General features: G+C 72.5%; 20 protein-coding genes. 10 read left to right on the top strand and 10 right to left on the bottom strand.

Annotation, left to right across the window (positions count from 1 at the left end):
- Window positions 1–27 precede the first annotated feature (27 nt).
- From RGI145_RS11815 to RGI145_RS11790, 6 genes are all read left to right on the top strand, one after another.
- Window positions 28–978 carry a glycosyltransferase family 9 protein gene (locus RGI145_RS11815; RefSeq protein ID WP_075798496.1) on the top strand — a complete coding sequence of 317 codons (951 nt, stop codon included), beginning with the start codon at window positions 28–30 and terminating at the stop codon, window positions 976–978.
- 163 nt (window positions 979–1,141) lie between these two features.
- Entirely contained in the window at window positions 1,142–2,173 is a 1,032-nt protein-coding gene (locus RGI145_RS11810) for a glycosyltransferase (RefSeq protein ID WP_237183288.1), read from the top strand.
- Window positions 2,173–3,927, top strand: coding sequence for an asparagine synthase (glutamine-hydrolyzing) (asnB, locus tag RGI145_RS11805; protein WP_075798494.1), 1,755 nt, complete (start codon window positions 2,173–2,175; stop codon window positions 3,925–3,927). Before RGI145_RS11810 ends, asnB begins: the two co-directional genes overlap by 1 nt.
- A 5-nt stretch (window positions 3,928–3,932) precedes the next feature.
- Window positions 3,933–4,265 (top strand): SMR family transporter, encoded by a 333-nt coding sequence (locus RGI145_RS11800; RefSeq protein WP_075798493.1) that lies wholly within the window; start codon window positions 3,933–3,935, stop codon window positions 4,263–4,265.
- A 523-nt stretch (window positions 4,266–4,788) separates the two neighbouring features.
- The gene (locus RGI145_RS11795) at window positions 4,789–5,910 is read left to right on the top strand and encodes a mechanosensitive ion channel family protein (protein WP_075798492.1); all 1,122 of its coding nucleotides are present in this window, start codon (window positions 4,789–4,791) and stop codon (window positions 5,908–5,910) included.
- 195 nt (window positions 5,911–6,105) lie between these two features.
- Complete coding sequence (locus RGI145_RS11790; RefSeq protein WP_075798491.1) at window positions 6,106–7,455, top strand: dihydroorotase; 1,350 nt, start codon at window positions 6,106–6,108, stop codon at window positions 7,453–7,455.
- 46 nt (window positions 7,456–7,501) lie between these two features.
- Here the strand turns inward: RGI145_RS11790 and RGI145_RS11785 are convergent, their stop codons facing one another.
- From RGI145_RS11785 to RGI145_RS11760, 6 genes are all read right to left on the bottom strand, one after another.
- Window positions 7,502–8,188 carry a carbonic anhydrase gene (locus RGI145_RS11785; protein ID WP_237183054.1) on the bottom strand — a complete coding sequence of 229 codons (687 nt, stop codon included), beginning with the start codon at window positions 8,186–8,188 and terminating at the stop codon, window positions 7,502–7,504.
- A 231-nt stretch (window positions 8,189–8,419) separates the two neighbouring features.
- Window positions 8,420–8,809, bottom strand: a complete 390-nt coding sequence (locus tag RGI145_RS11780) for a VOC family protein (protein ID WP_075800013.1) — start codon at window positions 8,807–8,809, stop codon at window positions 8,420–8,422.
- 102 nt (window positions 8,810–8,911) lie between these two features.
- Window positions 8,912–9,271 (bottom strand): hypothetical protein, encoded by a 360-nt coding sequence (locus tag RGI145_RS11775; protein WP_075798489.1) that lies wholly within the window; start codon window positions 9,269–9,271, stop codon window positions 8,912–8,914.
- A gap of 24 nt (window positions 9,272–9,295) precedes the next feature.
- Window positions 9,296–9,973, bottom strand: coding sequence for a PqiC family protein (locus RGI145_RS11770; RefSeq protein ID WP_075798488.1), 678 nt, complete (start codon window positions 9,971–9,973; stop codon window positions 9,296–9,298).
- A gap of 17 nt (window positions 9,974–9,990) precedes the next feature.
- Window positions 9,991–11,721, bottom strand: a complete 1,731-nt coding sequence (locus RGI145_RS11765; protein ID WP_237183053.1) for a PqiB family protein — start codon at window positions 11,719–11,721, stop codon at window positions 9,991–9,993.
- A complete protein-coding gene (locus RGI145_RS11760; protein ID WP_075798486.1) occupies window positions 11,718–13,196 on the bottom strand; it encodes a paraquat-inducible protein A in 1,479 nt (492 codons plus the stop codon). The genes RGI145_RS11765 and RGI145_RS11760 overlap by 4 nt, the downstream gene beginning before the upstream one ends.
- Window positions 13,197–13,516: 320 nt before the next feature.
- Between RGI145_RS11760 and RGI145_RS11755 the strand changes: the two genes are divergently transcribed.
- The 3 genes from RGI145_RS11755 to der all read left to right on the top strand — a co-directional run bounded on the left by RGI145_RS11755 (window position 13,517) and on the right by der (window position 17,192).
- Window positions 13,517–14,167, top strand: coding sequence for a tetratricopeptide repeat protein (locus RGI145_RS11755; protein WP_237183052.1), 651 nt, complete (start codon window positions 13,517–13,519; stop codon window positions 14,165–14,167).
- A 5-nt stretch (window positions 14,168–14,172) separates the two neighbouring features.
- On the top strand, window positions 14,173–15,513 hold the full coding sequence (locus RGI145_RS11750; protein WP_083670630.1) for an outer membrane protein assembly factor BamB family protein: 1,341 nt from the start codon (window positions 14,173–14,175) through the stop codon (window positions 15,511–15,513).
- Window positions 15,514–15,824: 311 nt separating this feature from the next.
- The gene (gene der, locus RGI145_RS11745; RefSeq protein WP_075798483.1) at window positions 15,825–17,192 is read left to right on the top strand and encodes a ribosome biogenesis GTPase Der; all 1,368 of its coding nucleotides are present in this window, start codon (window positions 15,825–15,827) and stop codon (window positions 17,190–17,192) included.
- 27 nt (window positions 17,193–17,219) lie between these two features.
- Here the strand turns inward: der and RGI145_RS11740 are convergent, their stop codons facing one another.
- From RGI145_RS11740 to RGI145_RS11725, 4 genes are read right to left on the bottom strand one after another with little or no spacing between them, the layout of a single operon-like run.
- A complete protein-coding gene (locus RGI145_RS11740; RefSeq protein WP_156878500.1) occupies window positions 17,220–17,540 on the bottom strand; it encodes a hypothetical protein in 321 nt (106 codons plus the stop codon).
- Entirely contained in the window at window positions 17,537–18,325 is a 789-nt protein-coding gene (locus RGI145_RS11735) for an SDR family NAD(P)-dependent oxidoreductase (RefSeq protein ID WP_083670628.1), read from the bottom strand. Before RGI145_RS11735 ends, RGI145_RS11740 begins: the two co-directional genes overlap by 4 nt.
- A 25-nt stretch (window positions 18,326–18,350) precedes the next feature.
- Window positions 18,351–19,847, bottom strand: a complete 1,497-nt coding sequence (gene purF, locus RGI145_RS11730) for an amidophosphoribosyltransferase (RefSeq protein WP_075798481.1) — start codon at window positions 19,845–19,847, stop codon at window positions 18,351–18,353.
- 10 nt (window positions 19,848–19,857) lie between these two features.
- The gene (locus tag RGI145_RS11725; RefSeq protein ID WP_075798480.1) at window positions 19,858–20,418 is read right to left on the bottom strand and encodes a CvpA family protein; all 561 of its coding nucleotides are present in this window, start codon (window positions 20,416–20,418) and stop codon (window positions 19,858–19,860) included.
- 241 nt (window positions 20,419–20,659) lie between these two features.
- On the opposite strand from RGI145_RS11725, the gene RGI145_RS11720 reads away from it, so the two are divergent.
- Entirely contained in the window at window positions 20,660–21,901 is a 1,242-nt protein-coding gene (locus RGI145_RS11720; protein ID WP_083670626.1) for an MFS transporter, read from the top strand.
- Window positions 21,902–22,179: the final 278 nt, after the last annotated feature.

The raw sequence follows: 22,179 nt of genomic DNA, 5'->3' as shown, positions 1-22,179 counted from the left end.
CGGGAACATGCTATGAGGCGCCCGACCATGCGCATCCTCTTCGTCACCTCCACCCGCATCGGGGATGCGGTCCTGTCCACCGGGCTGCTGGACCACCTGCTGCGCGCCTATCCCGAGGCGCGCTTCACCATCGCCTGCGGGCCGGTGGCGGAGGGCGTCTTCGCCCGCATGCCGCGCCGCGAGGAGACCATCGTGCTCGCCAAGCGCAGCCTGTCGCTGCACTGGCTGGAGCTGTGGCGGCGCGTGGCGGGGCGGCGCTGGGACCTGGTGGTGGACCTGCGCGGCTCGGCCCTGGCCTGGACCCTGCGCGCCGGCACCCGCGCGGTGATGCGGGGCGGGCGCCGCCCGGGGCACCGGCTGGGCCATATCGCCGAGACGCTGGCCCTGGACCCGCCGCCGATGCCGGTGGCCTGGACGGCACCGGAGGACGAGGCGCGGGCGGACGCGCTGCTCGGACTGGCCCCGGCTCATCTCCCCGGGCAGGTCCCCATCCTGGCCCCCATCCTGGCCTTGGGGCCGACCGCCAACTGGTCCGGGAAGATCTGGCCCTGGGAGCGTTTCGAGGCGCTGGCCCGCAGGCTGACAGCGCCGGACGGGCTGCTGCCGGGTGCCCGGATCGTCGTGCTGGGCGGGCCGGGGGAGATCGAGCGGGCCATCGCCGCGCCGCTGCTGGAGGCGCTGCGGAACCATCCCGGCGGCGTCACCGACCTGCTGGGGCAGCTCTCCCTGCCGGAAGCGGCGGCGGTGCTGCGCCGCGCCGCGCTCTTCGTGGGCAATGATTCCGGGCTGATGCACCTTTCCGCCGCCGCCGGCACGCCGACGCTGGGCCTGTTCGGCCCGACCCCGGCCGATGAATACGCGCCCGCCGGCCGCGCCGCGCGGGCGGTGATCGCGGCGGATGGCAGCATGGAGGGCCTGTCCGTGGCGCAGGTGGCCGAGGCGGCCGCGCAGCTCCTGCCGGCGCGCCTGGCGGCGTGACGGCGCCTTCGTCCCGGAGGCCGCGCGGTTGGCGGCGGGAGTGCCCCTTGCCCCTCCACACGCGCCTGTGCCACCACCCCCGCATGCCGACACGCCGCGCCGAGCCTCGCACCCCGTCCGCCGATCAGCCGAGCCCGAACGCGCGGTGAGGGTCGCGCAGGTGATGGCCGGCGCCGCCAAGGGGGGCGCCGAGACCTTCTACGAGCGGCTCTGCCTCGGCCTGCATGACAGCGGCGAGGAGGTCCTGCCGGTGATCCGGCGCGAACCGGCGCGCGAGACGCGGCTGCGGGAAGGGGGCCTCGCCCCCGTCACGCTGGGCTTCGGCGGCCCGCTCGACCTGCTGACCGGGCCGCGCCTGCGCGCCGCGCTGCGGCGCTTCCGCCCCGCCGTGACGGTGGCCTGGATGAACCGCGCGGCGCGCTTCACGCCGAAGGGCGACTGGACCCTGGTGGGGCGGCTGGGCGGCTATTACGACCTGCGGCACTACCGGCGCTGCGACCATCTGGTGGCCAATACGCGCGATCTCGTCGCCTGGATCACCAAACAGGGCTGGGCGCCCGGGCGCGTGCACCATCTGCCGAATTTCGTGCCGGACCTGTCCGGCGCCACGCCCGCCGCGCTGCCCGCCCCGCCGGGGAAGCGGCGGCTCCTCGCCATGGGCCGCCTGCACCGCAACAAGGGCTTCGACGTGCTGCTGCGTGCCCTGGCGGACCTGCCGGAAGCGCATCTCTCCCTGGCCGGCGAGGGGCCGGAGCGCGCCGCCCTGGAAGGGCTGGCACGGGAACTGGGTCTGGGGGACCGCCTCTCCTTCCTGGGCTGGCGCACCGACACGGGGGCGCTGCTGGCGGGGGCGGAGGTCTTCGTCTGCCCATCCCGGCATGAGCCATTGGGCAATGTGGTGCTGGAGGCCTTCTCGGCCGCGCGCCCCGTCGTGGCCGCCGCCGCGCAGGGGCCCAGCGAGGTGATCCGCGACGGCGAGACCGGGCTGCTGGCGCCGCTGGAGGAGCCTGCGCCCCTGGCGGCCGCGATCCGCCGCGTGCTGGACGACCCGGCCCTGGCGGAACGCCTCGCCGGTGCCGGACGGCGGGATTTCGAGGCCGAGCACGCGGCGGCGCCGGTCCTGGCGCGCTGGCGGAGCTTCCTCCGCGCCGTGGCGCCGTCGGAGGCCGGTTCCGCCGGCCGGGAGGCACGCTGATGTGCGGCATCGCGGGCCTCGCCCTCCGCACCGGCCAGGCGCCGGATTCCCGGGTGCTGGAGGCGCTGACCCGCGCCCTGGCGCATCGCGGGCCGGACGGGCAGGGGCATCACGTCGTGGGCCCCGTGGCGCTCGCGCATACGCGGCTGGCGATCATCGACCTGGAGACCGGCGACCAGCCGCTCTTCGCCGGGCCGGCGGCGCTGGTCGGCAATGGCGAGATCTACAACAACCCCGAGCTCCGCGCCGCCAACGCCTTCTCCTGCGCCACCGGCAGCGACTGCGAGCCGCCGCTGCACCTGTGGCGGCAGGAGGGCATCCGCTTCGCCGACGGGCTGCGCGGCATGTGGGCGCTGGCCATCCATGACCGCTCGGCGCGGCGGGTGGTGCTGTCGCGCGACCCCTTCGGCATCAAGCCGCTCTACATCGCCGAGGTGGCGGGCGGCGTCGCCTTCGCCTCCGAGCCGCAGGCCCTGGTCGCGGCCGGGCTGGTGGCGCCGAAGGTCCGGGCGGAAAGCCGGGACGAGCTGATGCAGCTCCAGTTCACCACCGGCGCGGAGACCATCTTCGAGGGCATCCAGCGGGTGCTGCCGGGCGAGACCCTGGCCATCTCGGACGGCGCCGTGGTGGAGCGGCACCGGCAGCCGGCCCTGCCGGAGGGCGGGCCGGAGGAGATCGGCGAGGCCGAGGCGATCGCCCGCTTCGGCCGGGCCTTCGCCGAGGCGGTGGAGTTCCACCAGCGCGCCGACGTGCCCTATGGCATGTTCCTCTCCGGCGGCACGGACAGCGCCGCGGTGTTGCACGCCATGTCGCGGCTGAACGAGCGGCCGGTCCTGGCCTTCACCGCCGGCTTCGACACGGGCGACAAGGACGAGCGCGAGCAGGCCGCCGCCGCCGCGAAGGCCGCCGGCGCCCGGCATGTGCGGCTGGAGGTGACCGAGGCCGAGGTCTGGCGCCATCTGCCGGAGATCGTCGGCGCCATGGACGACCCGGCGGCGGACTACGCCATCGTGCCGACCTGGTTCCTCGCCCGGCGGGCGCGGGAGGAGGTGAAGGTCGTGCTTTCCGGCGAGGGCGGCGACGAGATCCTGGCCGGCTACGGCCGCCACCGCTCCGCCATGCGCCCCTGGTGGCTGGGCGGCAAGGCGATGCGCGCCCACGGCACCTTCGACCGGCTCGACGTGCTGCGCGACCCGCCGCGCCTGTGGCGCGACGGGTTCGAGGCCGCCGAGACCGCCGCCGCGACGCCGGGCCGCACCCGGCTGATGGCCGCCCAGGCGCTGGACATCGCCGACTGGCTGCCCAACGACCTGCTGCTGAAGCTGGACCGCTGCCTGATGGCCCATGGGGTGGAGGGGCGCGTGCCTTTCCTCGACCGCGCGGTGACGGAGGCCTGCTGGCGCCTGCCGGATGGACTGAAGGTGCGGCGGGAGACCGGCAAATGGCTGCTGCGGCAGTGGCTGGCGCAGAACTTCCCCGCCTCGCAGCCCTTCGCGAAGAAGAAGGGCTTCACCGTGCCGATGGGCGCCTGGATCGCTTCCGCCGCCGACCGGCTGGCGCCGCTGGTGGCAGCGCAGCCCGGCGTGGCGGAGATCGCGCGGCCGGAGCGCATCCTGCCGCTGTTCCGCGCGGCGGGCGGCAAGCGCGAGGGCTTCGCCGCCTGGCACCTGCTCTTCTACGCGCTCTGGCACGCGCGGCATGTCGAGCGTCGGGCCATGCAGGGGGATGTCTTCGAGGCGCTGGCAGCCCGCTGACCCCCATGCGTCCCTATCTCTTCCTGCTGGTGGCGATCTGCGGCGAGGTCGCGGGCACCTTGTCGCTGAAGGCCTCGGACGGGTTCACCCGCCTCTGGCCCTCGGTCTTCACGGTGCTCTGCTACGTGCTGACCTTCTACATGCTGTCGCTGGCGATCCGGACCATCCCGGTGGGCGTGGCCTATGCCATCTGGTCCGGCCTTGGCATCGTCATGATCTCGGTGCTGAGCCTCGCCCTGTTCCGCCAGCATCTGGACTTGCCGGCGATCCTGGGCATGGCGCTGATCCTGGCGGGCGTGCTGGTGATCAACCTCTTCTCCCGCTCCACCGGGCACTGACGGCCCTTGGCGCGGGGCTGGCTGGGGCACGCGGAGGACGGGATCTCCACGGCCGGCCGCATCGCCCGACGGCAGTACGGCACCGCATGATGCCCGCTTCGGTGACCTGACCATCACCCCCGGCAGCGCCATCGGCAACTATCCCGACGACACGGCGGGCTCCATCGTGATCGGGGCGAACGACGTGATCGTGGTGCACGACATGCTCCATCTGCTGGCGAGCGACTTCGTCTTCGCCTGGAGTTCCCGTGCCGGCAGCGGCGGGGGACATCCCCCGCCGCTCCGGCGCCGCGAAACCTTCCAGCCGCCACCGTGTTCGATCTCGCAGGCGCGAAAGCCGGCCGGGCAGTCCCCAGGGGCCGTCCCGCCGCTGGCACTCCCCGTTCCGGCCCCATGGCCGCGGGGCACGCAGCGGCGTTCCCTGGCCCATGGGCCCAACGAGACCGCATGGCGGGGGGAGGCGCGATCCATCGGCAGCGACGGCAAGGGGGCCGAGGGCTTGGCGGATAGTCTCAGGATTGGATTGGAACGGGTCCGGAGCTTCCTGGCCTGGGTTCCGGCGGAAGTCTTCGCCGCCCTGCTGCTGCTCCTGGCGGCGGGGCTCGCCCTGGCCCTGACCCGCTTCTGCCTCCGCCTGCTCTACCGCCTGGCGGGACGCTACGGCCGCAGCTTCCTGCAGGTGCTGGTGACGCGGAGCACGGGCCCCCTCTGCACCTTCCTGGTGATCCTTGCCGTCGGCACGGTACTGCCGGCGGCGCCCTTCTCCTATGCCACCACGCTGACACTGGCGCAGGTGCTGCTCTGCGCCTTCATCCTGGCCCTGGGCTGGATGCTGGTCACCGCGCTCAACCTGGGGGCCGAGGTCTATCTGCGCCGCTTCCGCCTGGACGTGGAGGACAACCTCCTCGCCCGCAAGCATGTCACGCAGGTCCGCATCCTTCTGCGCACCGGGCAGACGCTGCTGGTGATCGTCACCGTGGCCGCGGCACTCACCAGCATCCCCGCCGTGCGGCAATACGGCGTATCGCTCTTCGCCTCGGCGGGCGCCGCCGGCCTGGTGCTGGGCCTCGCGGCGCGGCCGCTGCTGAGCAACATGCTGGCGGGCATCCAGATCGCCATGACGCAGCCGATCCGGGTCGAGGACGCGGTGGTGCTGGAAGGCGAATGGGGCTGGATCGAGAACATCACCAGCACCTATGTCGTGGTCCGGCTCTGGGATCTGCGGCGGCTGATCGTGCCGCTCTCCTACTTCATCGAGAAGCCGTTCCAGAACTGGACGCATGAGAGCTCCGACCTCATCGGCTCGGTCTTCCTGCGCGTGGACTACACCGTGCCGCTGGACCGGATGCGGGAGAAGCTGAAGGAGATCGCCTCCGCCAGCCGCTTCTGGGACCGCAAGACCTGCGTACTCCAGGTGACGGACACGCCGGGCAACATGGTGGAGATCCGCATCCTCGTCAGCGCGCGGGGCGGCGGCAACACCTTCGACCTGCGCTGCGAGGTGCGGGAGAAGATGATCGCCTTCCTGCAGGCGGAATACCCCGAGGCCCTGCCGCGCCAGCGCACGGAGATCACCGGCAACAGCCTGGACGGGCTGCTGGAGCAGCGGCGCGGCACGGAGGAAACGGTGCGCCGCGCCGCCTGAGCGCTTTTGGGCCGTCCCTGGAGATAGGGTGGCCGTATCCCCGGCCATTCCGGAGCCATTCCGGGGCCATTTCCAGGACCACTTCATGTGGGCCACTTACTGGGCGCTTCTACTGGGCGCTTCCCCCCGTCCGGCCCCTCCCAGTGGGCGGCAAGCGGTGCGATAAGGCCCCTCCCTGTGAAGGAGATCCCCCCGATGGCGGCCTATGACCTGATCCTGCGCGGCGGCACCTGCGTCCTGCCCTGGGGGGAGGAGCGGACCGATATCGGGGTGCGCGACGGGCGGATCGCGGCGATCGGCCTGGCCGCCTCCGACACGGCGGAGGAGGTGCTGGACTGCGCCGGGCTGCACATCCTCCCCGGGCTGATCGACCCGCATGTGCATCTGCGCGACCCGGGCCAGGGCGCCGGGCCGGATATGACGGTGGAAAGCATCGAGACGGGCACCCGCGCCGCCATCCTGGGCGGGATCACGGCGCTCTTCGACATGCCGAACACCAGCCCCGCCATCACCTCGCGCGAGACGCTGGACAACAAGCGCGCCTATCTCGCCGGCCGCGCCTGGTGCGACATGGGCCTCTATGTCGGCGCCACCAGAACGAACATCGCCGGGCTGGCGGAGCTGGAACTCCAGCCCAATGTCTGCGGCATCAAGGTCTTCGCCGGTTCCTCGACGGGCGACCTGATGGTGGAGGACGATGCCAGCCTGGAGGCCGTGATGCGCTCCGGCCGCCGCCGCATCGCCTATCATTCGGAGGACGAGTACCGGCTGCAGGAGCGCAAGCCGCACTACGCCGCCGGCGGCCCCTATGCCCTGCATGCCGAGTGGCGCGATGTGGAATGCGCCTTCCTCGGCACGCGGCGGCTGATGGCGCTGGCGCACAAGACGCAGCGCCCGGCGCATATCCTGCACGTCTCCACGGCGGAGGAGCTGGACTACCTCAAGGACTATCGCGACGTCGCCACGGTCGAGGTGCTGGTGAACCACCTGACCCAGGTGGCGCCGGAGGCCTATGAGCGGCTGGGGCCCTATGCCGTGATGAACCCGCCGATCCGCGACGCGCGCCACATGGAGGCCGCCTGGGCCGCCGTGCGTGACGGTACGGTGGACTGCATCGGCTCCGACCACGCGCCGCATTCCCGCGCCGCCAAGGAACGCCCCTGGCCCGCCACCGCCGCCGGGCTCACCGGGGTGCAGACCATGGTGCCGGTGATGCTGAACCACGTGGCCGAGGGCCGCCTGCCGCTCACCCGGCTGGTGGACCTGATGAGCGCCGGGCCCGCCCGGGTCTATGGCGTGACGGCCAAGGGACGGCTCGCCGCCGGCTACGACGCCGATTTCACCATCGTGGACCTCAAGCGCCGCCGCACCATCGAGGAAAGCTGGATCGCCTCGCCCTGCGGCTGGACGCCCTTCGCCGGGATGGAATGCACCGGCTGGCCGGTGATGACCGTGATCCGCGGCGTGCCGGTGATGCGCGAGGACGAGGTGATCGGCGCCCCGCGCGGCGAGCCGGTGCGCTTCGCCGAGGCGCGCGGCACCTGACACGTCCCCGGCCGGGCCTCCCTCGCGGCGGCCCGGCTCGCCGGCCTCAGATCTCCTCGAACCACTCCACATCGCCATCGGCGAGGCGGTAATAGGCCGCCACCACCCGCAGCCGGCCCTGGGCCACGGCCTGCTGCACCACCACGCTCTGCGTCTTCAGGCGCTTCGCGACACGGCGCGCGTTCTCGTGCACCGCCGCGTTCAGCGTCATCCCGCCTTTCTCGTCGCGCGCCGCCAGCGCGGCGGGGATGATCGGCTGCACCATTTCCCCGATCACGCCGGGGAAGCTGGCGTTCTTCTGCACCACGTCGATCGCGGCGGCGACGGCGCCGCAGCTCTCATGGCCGAGCACGATCACCAGCGGGCAGCCCAGCACGCCGACGCCATACTCGACGCTGCCCATGGCCGCCGTGTCCACGGTATTGCCGGCATTGCGCACGATGAAGATCTCGCCCAGCCCGCGGTTGAACAGCAGTTCCGGCGGCACGCGGCTGTCGGAGCAGCCGACCAGGATGCAGAAAGGCGCCTGGCCATGCGCCAGCTCCAGCCGACGCTCGCGCCCCAGGAGGGCGTGCTGGGGGGCGCCGGCGACGAACTCGTCATTGCCCTTCTTCATCAGATCCAGCGCCTGATCGCTGGTCAGGCTGGTCTTGGGCACCGCCTCCGCCGCCATGACGCGCCGGACGGGCGAGGCCATGGGCAGCGCCGCCAGCGCGCCGAGACCGGCGAGCATGGCGCGGCGGCCGGGCCGGGGATGGTGGCCCGGCGCGCAACAGGAGCAGGTTGATGGCATGTGTGGCCCCTCCACGGTTCATGGATTGGGCCGGAACGGGACGGGAAGGCCCCGGCGCGATCCCGGCCGGAGCCCGGATAGCACGCGCAAGTTGTGTTACGCCAATGAAATGGTATCCGCTCTGGCGGCCGGGCCGAACCGGGCTCGGCCAGGGCGGATACCAGGCGGGAATCAGCCCGCCGCGCGCTCCAGCAGCTCGATCCGCAGCTTCTCCGGCCCTTCCAGGAAGGCGATCTTCAACCCCGGCCGTGGCGAGTGCGGCTCCACCACGAAACGGGCGCCCCTGGCCCGCAGCGCGGCGGCGGTGGCCTCCAGATCCTTCACCCGCAGGCCGACATGCTCCAGCCCGAGGAAGGGGGGCTCCGGCGGCGCGGCGGTGCCGGGCGGCACCTGCTCGATGAAGAGCGGCAGCCCCGACAGGTCGAGCATCACGCGGAGCGCGCCGTTGCCCTGCGCCGCTCGCCCGGTCTCGGTGGCGCCGAACATCTCCTGGAAGTAGCGCGCCGTGGCCTCGGGATCGGGGCTGCGCAGGTGCAGGTGGTCCCAGGTGAAATCCGTCATGGTCTGTTCCTTGCGATTCCCGGCATTGGAACCCGGGACGACGGCCATGGCCAGGGGAGGGGTCACGGGAGGGGTCATGCGGTGGCCACGGAAGAGCCGCCCTCAAAGGCTCCGCAGCGGCCAGGGCTCCGGCGGCCGGGCCGTAGCGGGCGGCGCGTCGCCCAGCGGGCGCTGCGGCGGCATGCCGGGCGGCGGGCCGTCCCAGCAATCCACCGAACCCAGGGAGCGCGTGCAGACCGCCTCGACCGGCGGCAGCGGATCGCGCCGGCAATAGCGTTTCTCCCCCGCGTCCAGATGGGCGATCGAGCAGTCCTTGCCCGTGACGGCCGAAACGAAGAGATCCGGCACCGCGCGCCCGGTCGTGGTCAGCGACGCCACGTTGGCCGCGGCGAAGGGCCCCCAGAAGGCATCGCAGCCGGCCAGGGGAAGGATCAGCAGGGGAAGCAGCAGGAGCGGGCGCACGCCCGCATCCTGTCCCGGCGGGGATTAACGGGCGGTGAGCGCCGTCGCCGGCATGGCGGCGATCATCCCGGCCAGCGAATCCGCGAACTGGCCCAGGGCCTGATCCATCGCGGCCACCACACCGGCCGCATCCGGCCCTTTCGCACCGGTCCCGGACACACTGGCCCCCGACACACCGGCCCCCGGCACACCGGACGGCACGCGGAAGCGCAGCGTGCGGCTTGCGGCGGCATCCTGGTTGCGGGGGCGCACCGCCGCCTGGGCGAGCAGTTCCACCACGCCGTCCGGCCCGGCCTCGAAGCGCTGGATCTGCACCTCGGCCAGGATACTCGCCGGAATCCGCAGCGCGCCGCCCTCCGCCGCCACGGAATCCCCCGGCAGGCGCAGCGCCAAGTTCTCGGCCAGCACGCGTGTCACCATGTCGCCGAAGGGTTCGGGCCAGCTTTCCACATCGGCCACGTCCAGGCGCCCGCCCTCCCGCGCCCGGACCAGCCCCGGGCGGTCGAGATAGCCGGGGATGCCCACGCGGCGGAGCTGGACCTGCCTTCCCCTTCCCGGCAGGGCGGGGCCGGCCTGGGCGGACAGGCGGTAATAGGCCGGGCCGGGCGAGGCGCAGCCCGTGAGCGCGCCGGTGGCCGCCAAGGTGGCCGCCAGGGCAGGCAGCAGGGCGCCGAGGCGGCGGCGGGTGAGGGTCCGGGGCATGCGGGGCGGCTCCGCTCTCATCGCTCGGTGGCGGCGCCGGTCCGGCCGCGGATCAGCGCCTCCGGATGCCGGTTCAGGAAATCGGCCAGCAGGCGCACGGAACGGGCGGTGTCGGTGAGCTGGGACATCAGGCGCTCCATCTCGCGGTTCACCTCGGAATCGCCGCCATAGCCGCGCTCGATGGAGCGGATGGCGGTGCTGGCGCGGGCCACGGTCTGGTCGAGGTTGTCGGCGATGCCGGGCAGGCGGCGCAGCAGCGGGGTCATGCCGCTGTCGGCCTTGCGGATCAGGTCGCGCGCCGAGCCCAGGCTGCTGCTGAGCGCGTTGAGCGCGTTGCGCAGATCCGGCCCCCCCACCACCCCGTTCACCGAGGCCAGCGCGCCGTTCAGGTTGCGGCCGATCTCCTCGATCGGGAAGCGTTCGAGCTTGCCCGCGATGTTGCTGACCGCCGCCATGATGTTGTCGGTGCCGCCGCCGATGCTGGGCAGCACGATCTCCTCGCCCTCCATGCGCACGGAGGCGGGTGGCGCATCCGGCATGAAGTCCATGGAGACCACGAGCTGCCCGGTGAGCAGGCTGCCGCTGGTGAGCTGCGCGCGCATGCCCTTGGCCACCATCTCCTCGGCCATCGCGCGCACCTCGCGCGTCGGACGGCCGGCGGGAAAGGAGATCCGGTCCGGCTCGATGGCGATGTGCACGGGCACGCGGAAGCGGTCCGCCGCCTGGTCGTATTCCAGCTTGACGTCGAGGACGCTGCCGATCCGGATGCCGCGCAGCAGCACCGGCGCACCGGGCGAGAGGCCGCGCACCGAGCCATCGAAATAAAGCAGGAAGGTGAGCCGGTTCTCCGAGGTCGCGGCGATCGCGGCCTCCAGGTCGCTGTAGAGCGTGAAGCTCTCCTCCTCCGGCGCCGGCGGCTGGTCGCGAAGCTGCGGCGGGGTGTCGAAGGCGATGCCGCCGGCGAGCAGCGCGCGGGCGCTTTCCAGCTCCACCCGCACGCCCTCCGCCCCCAGGCGCAGGCTGACGCCCGATGCGTTCCAGAAGCGCGAGCCCTTGCGGACATACTCGCTATAGGGCGCGCGCACGAAGATGTGCAGGGTGAAGCTGCCGTCGATCTCGGGCGCGTTGTAGCTGAGCACCTGCCCGACCTCGACATCGCGGAAGAAGACCGGCGATCCCCGGTCGATCGGGCCCAGGCGCCGCGCGCGCAGCACGAAGTCGCGGCCCGGTTCGTCGGAGCGGCGGCCGGGCGGGTTCTCCAGCCCGTTGAAGCGGAACTGCTCCTTGCCCGGCTCGCCAGGATCGAACTCGATGTAGCTGCCGGACACGATGGTCTCCAGCCCGGAGACGCTGGCGCCGGAAAGGCGCGGCCGCACCACCCAGAAGCGGCTGTGTTCGGTGACATGATCGCCGACCGCACGGTCCATGCGGATGCGCGCGTCCACGCGGCGGAGGTCGGTGGTGAGATGGATGCTCTCCACCATCCCGACCTGCACGGACTTGAAGCGCACCGGCGTCTGCCCGGCGGTCAGGCCATCCGCATTGCCGAAGCTCACGGTGATCAGCGGCCCGCGGTCGGAGAAGGTGCGCCAGCCGAGATAGCCGGTGACCAGCGCCGCCACGATGGGGATCAGCCAGATCGCGGAGAAACGGCGGTGGCGGATCCGCGCCTCGCGCGGGCTGTCGGGGCTCTGGCCCGGGACCGGCTCGCGCGACATGCCGCCGGCCGGGGGTTCTGTTCCGCTCATGCGGCTCCGTGCTGGCTGGCGGTCCCGGCGGGACCGGTGGAAGGGGCCCCGGACGGCGCGGGGCCGTTCCGGGAAGGACCATCCTGGGAGGCGGCGGCCGCGGCCTCGGCACGCCAGCGCCGGGGCATGTCGGGGTCCTGGGCCGGGGAGCCGGCGGCATCCCACATCAGGCGCGGGTCGAAGCATTCGGCCGCCACCATGGTCACCACCACCACCCCGGCGAAGCAGGCGGCGCCGACCTGCGCGGTGATCTCGGCCAGCATGCCGAAGCGCACCAGGGCGATCAGCACACAGACCACGAAGACATCGATCATCGACCAGCGCCCGATCGCCTCCACCAGCCGGTAGAGCTGGGTGCGGCGCAGCAGGTGGCGGGCGGAACGGCGCCGGATGCTGGTGAGCATGACCATCAGCCCGACCAGCTTGAGCATCGGCACCGCGACGCTGGCCAGGAAGACGATGAGGGCGAGGGGCCAAAAGCCCGTTTCGAGGAACTCGATGACCCCGCCCAGGATGGTGTGCGGCCCGCCCTGGCCCAGCGTGGTGATCTGCATCACCGGATAGTAGTTGGCCGGCAAATAGAGGATGAAGGCGGCCGCCACCAACGCCCAGCTCCGGCCGATGCTGTCCGGCTTGCGGTGGTGCAACCGGCTGCCGCAGCGCGGGCAGGGCGCGCCGGGACGCGCATGGTCCAGCCGGTGGCAGCGGTGGCACGCGATCAGCGCGGTCTCGTGGGCCGCCATACCGGGCGCCGCCACCCCCTCGGCGCGGAAGGCCCGTGGGTCGGGGCCTGGCGGGGTGCCTGGCGGGGTGCCCGGCGGGGTGCCGGGACTGGCTTCCCCGCGCCGGATGGCACCGGATTCGGCCACGAGGTCGCGTTCCTCCAGCCGGTCCCAGACCACCTGCGGCTCCAGCGAGGCGTTGCGCGCCACCAGCACCAGGGACAGCGCGGCGATGCCATAGGCGGCGGGGCCGATCTCCACATGCGCGAGGTCCACGAGCCGCGTGTAGGAGACCAGGGTGCCGAACAGGAAGACCTCCACCATCATCCAGGCATCGAGCGCCATGTACCAGCGGAACAGCCGGTGCAGCCCCGCGGGCGGGTTCCGCATGTGCAGGCCCAGGATCACCGTGGGCAGCAGCACGAGCTGCGCGCCCGGCACCACCACCAGCACCAGGAAGACCAGTCCCCCCAGGCCCCAGAACCCGTCCTGGGCAAAGGAATGGACCCCCGAATCCACGAGGCTCACGCGCTCCCGCCCCAGCAGGTTCAGGCCCAGGAAGGGCATGGTGAGGATCATCGCGTAGAGGACGATGCCGGCCAGGGACAGGGCCAGCGGGGCCGAGAAAGCGTTCACCCGGTGCCGCCGCAGCACCCGCGCGCAGCGGGGACAGCGGGCCTCCATCCCGGGGTCGAGGGCCGGCAGGCAGAGGCGCAACCCGCAATCCGGGCATTCGTGCAGGCGCGCGGTCATCGCCGGGTCACGCGGCCGGACGCCCGGCGATCGGGAGCCGGACGGATGCGGGCGGGGCGGTCCGGGGTGCCATCGGCCGCCCGCCACGCGGCGCGCGGGATGGCCCCGGCGCGTGCTGTGCGGGATGGCCGGGCCAGGGGCGGGTCTTCCGGTTGCAGGGTCAGGCGACGATCCGGGTAGCCCCCTCCCTCCGGCCTGTCCAGCATCGCGGAGCCTCACCTTCGGAGGAGGTGCCGGGCCCAGGCGGGGAGGCCGGGCTTAACGGGCCGGGGGATGGAGGGTATATGGAGCGCCGCCTTTGCCTGGGGGACGGGACCGCCTTGTCCGATATCTTCGACGAACTTCAGGAGGAAGTGCGCGCCGAGCGCATGCGCCGCCTCGCCCTGCGCTGGGGCAGCGCCCTGGGAGTCGTGGCCCTGGTGGCGGCTGCCGGCGCCGGCGGCTGGCAGGGCTGGCGCTGGTACCAGTCTCGCCAGTCCGAGCAGGCCGCCGCGCTGTTCCTGGAGACCAGCCGTGCCGCCGAGCAGCCGGGCGCCGATCCCGCCACGCTCGGCGAACGCTTCGCCCAGATCGCCTCCGGGGCGCCCGACGGCTACCGCACCCTGGCGCGCCTGCGCGCCGCCGCGCTGAAGGCGGAGGCCGGGGACCGTGCCGCCGCCCTGGCGCTCTGGGACGCCGTGGCGCAGGACCCGAAGGCCGGGGAGGTCTATCGCGAGCTCGCCTCGCTGATGTGGGTGATGAACGGCCTCGACTCCGAGGACACGGGCGCCCTGGCCAGCCGGGTCGCGCCGCTCTCCGGCGCCAAGAAGCCCTGGCGCTACTCGGCCCAGGAAATGCAGGGGCTGGTGGCGCTGCGGCAGGGGCAGAAGGACGAGGCGCGCAAGACCTTCCAGGCACTGGCCGCGGATGAGACGGCGCCGCAGGGCCTCCGCGACCGCGCGGCACGGCTGGCGGCGGGACTAGAGGGATGACACGCATGACCATCACGCGGCGCGCCGCCCTCCTCGCGGCGACCGGCATGCTGGCCGGCTGCGAGACGCTGGACGATATCTTCGCCAGCCGGAAGGACATCCTGCCGGGCGAGCGCCGCTCGGTGCTGGAGATGGAAAAGCCCGTCTCGGTGGACGAAGGCCTGGCCGCGCGGCCGGTGGACCTGCCGCCGCCGGCGGCCATTGCCGCCTGGCCGCAGGCCGGCGGGACGCTGGACCATTCCCCGGGCCATGCTGCGCTGCCGCTGGACGGGCTGCGGCTGGCCTGGAGCGGCTCGGTCGGTTCCGGCAGCGCCTTCCGCCGCCGCATGACCTCCGGGCCCATCGCCTCGGCGGACACGGTCTTCGCCTCCGATGCCTTCGGCGTGGTCTCGGCCTGGGACCTGGCGCGGGGCGGGCGCCGCTGGCGCTTCGACACCCGGCCGGAGGATGACGATGTCGGCGCGCTGGGCGTCGGCTGCGCCTTCGACGGCGGCACGCTCTACATCGCCACCGGCATGGCCGAGGTCATCGCCCTGGATGCCGGCAACGGCACGCTGCGCTGGCGCACGCGCCTGTCGGCGCCGATGCGCGGCGCCCCCACCGTGGCGGAAGGGCGGATCTTCGTCCTCACGCTGGACAACCAGCTCAACGCCCTCTCGGCCGAGGACGGGCACAAGCTCTGGTCCTTCCAGGGGCAGCAGGTGAGCGCCGTGCCGCTCGGCCTCGCCGCCCCGGCGGTGGAGGGCGACACGCTGGTGGCCGGCTTCCCGTCGGGCGAACTGGTCGCCCTGCGCACCGCCGATGGCCGCGTGGTCTGGACCGAGGCGCTTTCCGCCGCGCCGGGGGTGGACCGCGGCATCGCCGACATCGCGGGCGTGCATGCCCTGCCGGTGATCTCGGACGGGCGGGTGATCGCGCTGGGCATGGGCGGCACCACCATGGTGGTGGACCTCCGCTCCGGCCGGCGGCTCTGGGAGCGCAATGTCGGCGGCGGCGTGACCCCCGCCGTGGCGGGGGAGTGGATCTTCCTCGTTTCCGCCACGCAGCGGCTGGTCGCCATGACCCGCGACACCGGGCAGGTCCGCTGGATCACCGAACTGAACCCGCCGGCCGCGCCGGGCGAGAAGAAGGCGCCGGAGCCGGCGCGCTTCGCGGCGCCGCTGCTGGCCAACGGGCAGCTCCTGGTGCCGGGCAGCGGCGGCCAGGCGCTGATCGTGGGCGCCAATGACGGCGCCGTCGCCGGGCGCGTGCCCCTGCCGGGCCCGGTCAGCCTGGCCCCGGCCACGGCCGGGGGTGCCGTGCTGGTGCTCAGCGACGACGGCACCCTGGCCGCACTGCGGGGCTGAGAACGGCGGCGCCCGCGCGGCGCCGCTCGCCAGCCGGGGTATCGGGGCGGGGCATCGAGCCGTAGCGGGGAACCGTGGCGGGCACCGGCCCCGCGCATGGCCCCCGCTCATGAGCCCTGTTCACGGGCCCTGTTCAGGGGCTTCCGGCCCGCCGCGCCGGGCCCTTGCTTCGTTTCGCGGGGCAGGGACCGCGCATCAGCCCTTGTCCAGCGCGGCCGCAAGCCCGAATCAAGAGACGACAAGGAAGCGGCGCGCCGGTCCCGGCCTTCCGGACCGGCGCGGCATCGGCCGCAGAGCATAAGGACCACGGCATGAAGCCGCGCATCGCGATCCTCGGACGGCCCAATGTCGGCAAGTCGAGCCTGTTCAACCGGCTGGTCGGCCGACGCACCGCGATCGTGGACGACACGCCGGGCGTGACCCGCGACCGCAAGGAAGGCGAGGCCCGCATCGGCGGCATCGACGTCACCGTGGTGGACACGGCCGGGCTGGAGGAATCGCCGCCCGACACCATCCCCGGCCGCATGCGAGCCTCCTCCGAGGCCGCGCTGCGGGAGGCGGACCTGATCCTCTTCGTGGTGGATGCCCGGGCGGGCCTCACCCCCTCGGACCGTGCCTTCGCCACCTGGCTGCGGCGGCAGGAGCGGCCGGTGCTCGTGCTGGCCAACAAGGCCGAGGGACGCACCGGCGCCGCCAACGCGCTGGAAGCCTATGAACTCGGGCTCGGCTCGCCGCTGCCGGTCTCGGCCGAGCACGGCGATGGCTGGGGGGAGCTGCATGACGAGGTGGCCGCGCGCCTGAAGGACTGGGCGCCGGCGGCGGAGGACGAGGAAGAGCCCGACACCGAGGAGGCCCGCCGCAACCGGCCCCTGCGCATCGCCATCGTCGGCCGCCCCAATGCGGGCAAGTCCACCCTGCTGAACGCGCTGCTGGGCGAGGAGCGGATGATCACCGGGCCGGAGCCCGGCCTGACCCGCGATGCCGTGGCCTCGGAATGGGTGGACGAGACGGGCGGCAAGGTGCGGCTGGTGGACACCGCCGGCCTGCGCCGCCGCGCCCGGGTGCATGAAGGGCTGGAGCAGATGTCCACCGGCGCCACCATCGCGGCGCTGAAGGAGTGCGAGGTCGCGATCCTGGTACTGGACGCCAACCTGGGCATGGACGAGCAGGACCTGCGCATCGCCCGCCTCGCCGAGCGCGAGGGACGGGCCGTCGTGATCGCCTACAACAAGTGGGACGCGGTGGAGGACCGCAACGCCGCCCGGCGGAAGCTGGAGGACGTGCTGACCGCCTCCCTGGCGCAGATGAAGGGCATCTCGGTGGTGCCGCTTTCCGCCGCCACCGGGCGCGGCGTGGAGAAGCTGATGCCCACGGTGCGCGAGGTCTATGAGCGCTGGAACCGCCGCGTCCCGACGGGCGCGCTGAACCGCTGGTTCGAGGAAGCGCTGGCGAAGCACCAGCCGCCGCTGGTGGGCGGCAAGCGGCTGAAGCTGCGCTACTGCACCATGCCCAAGGCGCGGCCGCCGACCATCACCGTCTTCGGCACCCGGGCGGAGCTGCTGCCGGAGGACTACAAGCGCTATCTCGTGAACCTGTTCCGCGAGAGCTTCGACATGCCGGGCGTGCCGGTCCGGCTGCATCTGCGCGGGACAAGCAATCCCTACGAGGACGCGGAGTAGCGCTCCGCCCCTTCCGGCCGGCCCCGATCAGTATTGCGGCCGGTAGGGCGCGCCGCCCAGATCCCCCTGATACCGGTCGGGCCAGCCCATGGCACCACGCGCCCCGGTGCCGGACAGCAGGGGCGAGCGGCTGACGCTCAGGCCGCGCCGGCCATTGTCGCGCTGCGGCCGCAGCGGGGCGGCGGTGGTCGGCGCGGGTTCCCAGCCGCCATCCGCCCGTCCATCCCTGGGGCCGTCCGCCGGGCCGGCGGCGACGGGTTCCGGGGTCGCAACGGGCGGAGGCGCGCAGCCCATCAGCAGGACCGCCAGCAGCAGGCCGGGCAGTCCCGCCGCGACCAACCGGCTCATCGCTCCCCCAGCCGCACCACCACGCCGCTCCGCGCCTCCCCGGGCAGGCAGAGCGCCGCGATGGCCGGCGCCACATCCGCCGGCTTCGGCAGGATGGCGGCGTCCTCGCCCGGATAGGCCCGCGCCCGCATCCGCGTCGCCACCGCGCCGGGATCGGCCACGTTCACCTTCAGCGGGGTGATCGCCGCCTCCTGCGCCCAGGTCAGGGCCAGGTGCTCCATCCCCGCCTTGGTGGCGCCATAGGCACCCCAATACGCCTTCGGCTCCGCCGTGCGCCGGGTGGACAGAAAGACGGCGCGCCCGGCATCGGAGGCACGCAGCACCGGGTCGCAGGTGCGGATCAGCCGCCAGGTGGCGGTCAGGTTCACCCCCACCACCTCCTCCCAGTCGCGCGGGGTGATATGGCCCACCGGCGTCAGCGTGCCGAGCGAGCCCGCGGCATGGACCAGGATGTCGAGGCGGCCGAAGCGCTCATAGACCGAGGGGCCGATGGCATCGATCCGCTCCGCGCCCTTGGCGAGATCGAAGGGCAGGAGCGTGGCACCCTCGCCGCCGGCGTCCCGGATGGCGTCGTCCATCTCCTCCAGCCCGCCCTGGGTGCGGGCGACCAGCACGCAATGCGCGCCCATCCGGCCAAGTTCCAGCGCCACGGCGGCACCGATCCCGCGGGAGGCCCCGGTGACCAGGGCGACCCGGCCGGCGAGGGGACGCCCCGCTTCCGCCGCGAGGGCCGGGCTGGGCGGCAGCCCTTCCGGCGGTGGCGTCTCCTCGATCGTGCCGTTCATGGGGCCTCTTAGAGGGGGGGAGGGGTCAGGCTCCGTTGGCGGCAATCAGGGCCGGGGCGCGTTCGGGCGCCTCCTGCAGATCCGCCAGCGGGATGGCATAATCGCCCGTAAAGCAGGCATCGCAATAGCCCGGCGAGCGCTTGTCGCGGCCCTCATGCCCCAGCGCGCGGTAAAGCCCGTCCAGCGAGATGAAGGCGAGGCTGTCGGCGCCGATGAAGCGCGCCATCTCCTCGATGTTGTTGTTCGCGGCGAGCAGCTTGTCCCGGTCCGGCGTGTCGATGCCGTAGAAGCAGGGATGCGTGGTCGGCGGCGCCGCGATGCGCATGTGCACCTCGGTGGCGCCGGCCTGGCGGACCATCTCCACGATCTTCTTGCTGGTGGTGCCGCGGACGATCGAATCGTCCACCAGGATCACCCGCCGCCCCTCGATCATGGTGCGGTTGGCGGAATGCTTCAGCTTCACGCCCAGATGGCGGATCTGGTCGGTCGGCTCGATGAAGGTGCGCCCGACATAGTGGTTGCGGATGATGCCGAGCTCGAAGGGAATCCCCGCCTCGGTCGCATAGCCCATGGCCGCCGGCACGCCGGAATCCGGCACCGGCACCACCACATCCGCCGGCACGCCGGATTCGCGGGCCAGTTCCTCGCCGATGCGCTTGCGCGTGTTGTAGACGGAGGTGCCCTCGATCACCGAATCGGGACGGGCGAAATAGATGTACTCGAAGATGCAGAAGCGGCTGGGCTGCTTGCCGAAGGGGCGGATCGACCGCAGCCCCTTCTCGTCGGCGATCACCACCTCGCCCGGCTCGATGTCGCGGACGAACTCGGCGCCGACGATGTCCAGCGCGCAGGTCTCGCTCGCCATCACCCAGGAATTGCTTTCCGGCCCGCCGAGACGGCCCAGCACCAGCGGCCGCACGCCCAGCGGATCGCGCGCCCCGATCAGCGCGCCCTCGTGCAGCGTCACCAGGGAATAGGCGCCCTGGACCTGCTTCAACGCGTCGATCAGCCGGTCCAGCACCGTGGAGTAGAGGCTGATGGCGATGAGGTGGACGAAAACCTCGGAATCGGTGGTGCTCTGGAACAGGCAGCCGCGGCGCACCAGGGCGCGCTTGAGCTGGAAGGCATTCACCAGGTTGCCGTTATGCGCCACGGCGAGGCCGCCGAACTCGAAATCGGCATAGAGCGGCTGGACGTTGCGCAGCGCCGACTCGCCGGTCGTCGCATAGCGGTTATGGGCGATCGCCGCGCGCCCGGGCAGGGCGGCCATGACCTTGGCATCGCCGAAATTGTCGCCCACCAGGCCGCGCCCCTTGTGGGAATGGAACTGGCCGCGTTCCGCCAGGGTGACGATCCCCGCCGCCTCCTGGCCCCGGTGCTGCAGCGCGTGCAGGCCCAGCGCGGCCAGGGCGGCGGCGTCCTGCGCGTTCCAGATGCCGACGACGCCGCATTCCTCGTGGAATCCGTCATCCTCGTCCCTGTCCGGGCTGGACGGCGCGAGAGGGTTGGTCGTGAAATCCATGCGACAATCCTCAGGTCCGGTTGCGCGCGGGCGGTCGCAACAGGTCCTCCATGGGCGGCAGCGGACGGGCCGGGGCATCCGGCACGCGCAGGCGGTACTCGGGCGGAAGCTGGCCGACCAGCCACTTCGCGCCCTGCGCCACGAACGGCAATGCGCGGGCATCGCGCAGGGCCTCGGGCCAGCGTTCCGTGACGGGTTGGAGCTGTCCGGCCACGATGTAGGCGAGCACGACGAGGAATGCACCCCTTGCGATTCCGAACACGGTGCCAAGCGCGCGGTCCACGCCGCCCAGCACCGAGGACTGTACCGCGCGCGCCACCCAGGCGATCAACAGTTTCAGGATGATAAGGGCGATGACGAAGACCGACCCGGCGGCCACGACATCCGCCAGCCATGCGGGGCTTACCGCATCGCCCAGCGCCGCGCGCATCCCTGGGAGCATCACGAAGGCCAGCACCAGGGCGCCGGCCCAGGCGCCGACGCCGAGGACTTCCCGCACCAGCCCGCGCGAATAGGCCAGGGCGGCCGAAACGGCGAGAATCAGGAGGATGGCGCCATCGGCCCAGGTCATGGCGGCCTCCTAGCAGGCTCCCGGGCCAGACGCCACGCCGCGCCAAGCCAGGGCATGGCGCGGACCCATGCGCGAAGCGGGAGGCAGATCGAGGAAGCATGGGTTGTTGCGGCGCAGCGGAAGAGGCCATCCTGGCGGTGGCGCCCACCAGCCGGGTGCCGGACCGCAACCAGGGCGGGCTCTCCCGGGCGCCAGCGCCCAGGGGGCGAACCATGCCCGGCCGGAAACGGGACACCCGCGCATGACCACCGACACAGCCCCCATCCAGGACGGCGGGGCGCCGCCGGCACCGGCCTTCATCGAGGGCGGGACGCCCGAGTTCCGGCGCGTGAACCTGGCGATGCTGGCGGCGGGCTTCTCGACCTTCGCGCTGATGTACTGCGTGCAGCCGCTGATGCCGGTCTTCTCCGAGGAGTTCGGGGTCAGCGCCGCCTCGGCCAGCCTGTCGCTCTCGTTGACCACCGGGCTGCTCGCCGTCTCCATGCTGGTGGCCAGCACCCTGTCCGAGGCGATGGGACGCAAGCCGGTGATGCTCTTCTCGCTGCTGGTCTCGGCCATCCTGACCGTGGTCTCGGCACTCGTGCCCTCCTGGCACCAGTTCCTGCTACTGCGGGCCCTGCAAGGGATCACCTTCTCCGGCCTGCCCGCCGTCGCCATGGCCTATGTGAGCGAGGAGGTGCACCCGAAATCCTCCGGCTATGCCATGGGGCTCTACATCAGCGGCAGCGCGCTCGGCGGCATGGGCGGCCGTGTCATCACCGGGCTGATCGCGGATCTCGGCTCCTGGCGTCTGGCGGTCGGGGTGATCGGGTTGCTCGGCCTCGCGGCGGCGGTCGCCTTCTGGCGGCTGCTGCCCCCGTCGCGCCAGTTCGCCCCGCGCAGCGCCCGCCCGCGGGAGCTGGTGGCGAACTTCCTGGTGCATCTGCGCGACCCCGGCCTGCCCTGGCTCTTCCTGGAGGGCTTCCTGCTGATGGGCGGGCTGGTGACCGTGTACAACTACATCGGCTACTGCCTCCTCGCCCCGCCCTTCGGGCTCAGCCAGGCGGTGGTGGGCATGATCTTCACCGTCTATCTGGTGGGCATCGTCAGCTCCACCGTCTCCGGACGGCTGGCCGACCGGCTGGGGCGGCGGCGCGTCTTCTGGGCCATCGTGCTGGCCATGCTGGCGGGCGTGGCGCTCACCCTTTCCGCCTCGCTGGCCGTGGTCATCCTGGGCATCGCCGTCACCACCTTCGGCTTCTTCGGCGCGCATTCCATCGCCAGTTCCTGGGTCGGCCGGCGGGCGCGGCGCGGCCGGGCCCAGGCCTCCTCCCTCTACCTCTTCTGCTACTACATGGGCTCCAGCGTCGCCGGCTCGCTGGGCGGGCTCGCCTGGGCCAGCCATGGCTGGCCGGGCGTGGTGGCCATGGTCGGGGGAATGCTGCTGGTGGCGCTGCTGGCCGCCTTCCGCCTCGCGATGCTTAAGCCCCTGCCGGAAGCCTGATCCGACCGCGGAAACGCACTATCCCATGGAGCGCGCGCGAGGCTCCGGCGTTGCGCTTCATGGCCAGCCCCGGGGGGGAGAGGCGCTGTCTCTCGCTCCGGGCCACGTCTCCCGCCGAACGGCTTCCTTGCTTCCCGATGCCCGCTCGGATATAGGAATAAAATCAACGCCACCACAGTTTCACCGCTCCACGAGCGAACACCCAAACAGAACCTGTTCGCCACGCAGGCCGAGGCTGTACTGCCATCCGGGCAGATAAAGGGCTAAAATCCTAAAAC

This window comes from Roseomonas gilardii (genome assembly GCF_001941945.1).
Taxonomy (GTDB): domain Bacteria; phylum Pseudomonadota; class Alphaproteobacteria; order Acetobacterales; family Acetobacteraceae; genus Roseomonas.
The sequence above is the reverse complement of the archived record's forward strand: the minus strand, read 5'-3'. Positions and strand labels throughout refer to the sequence as shown.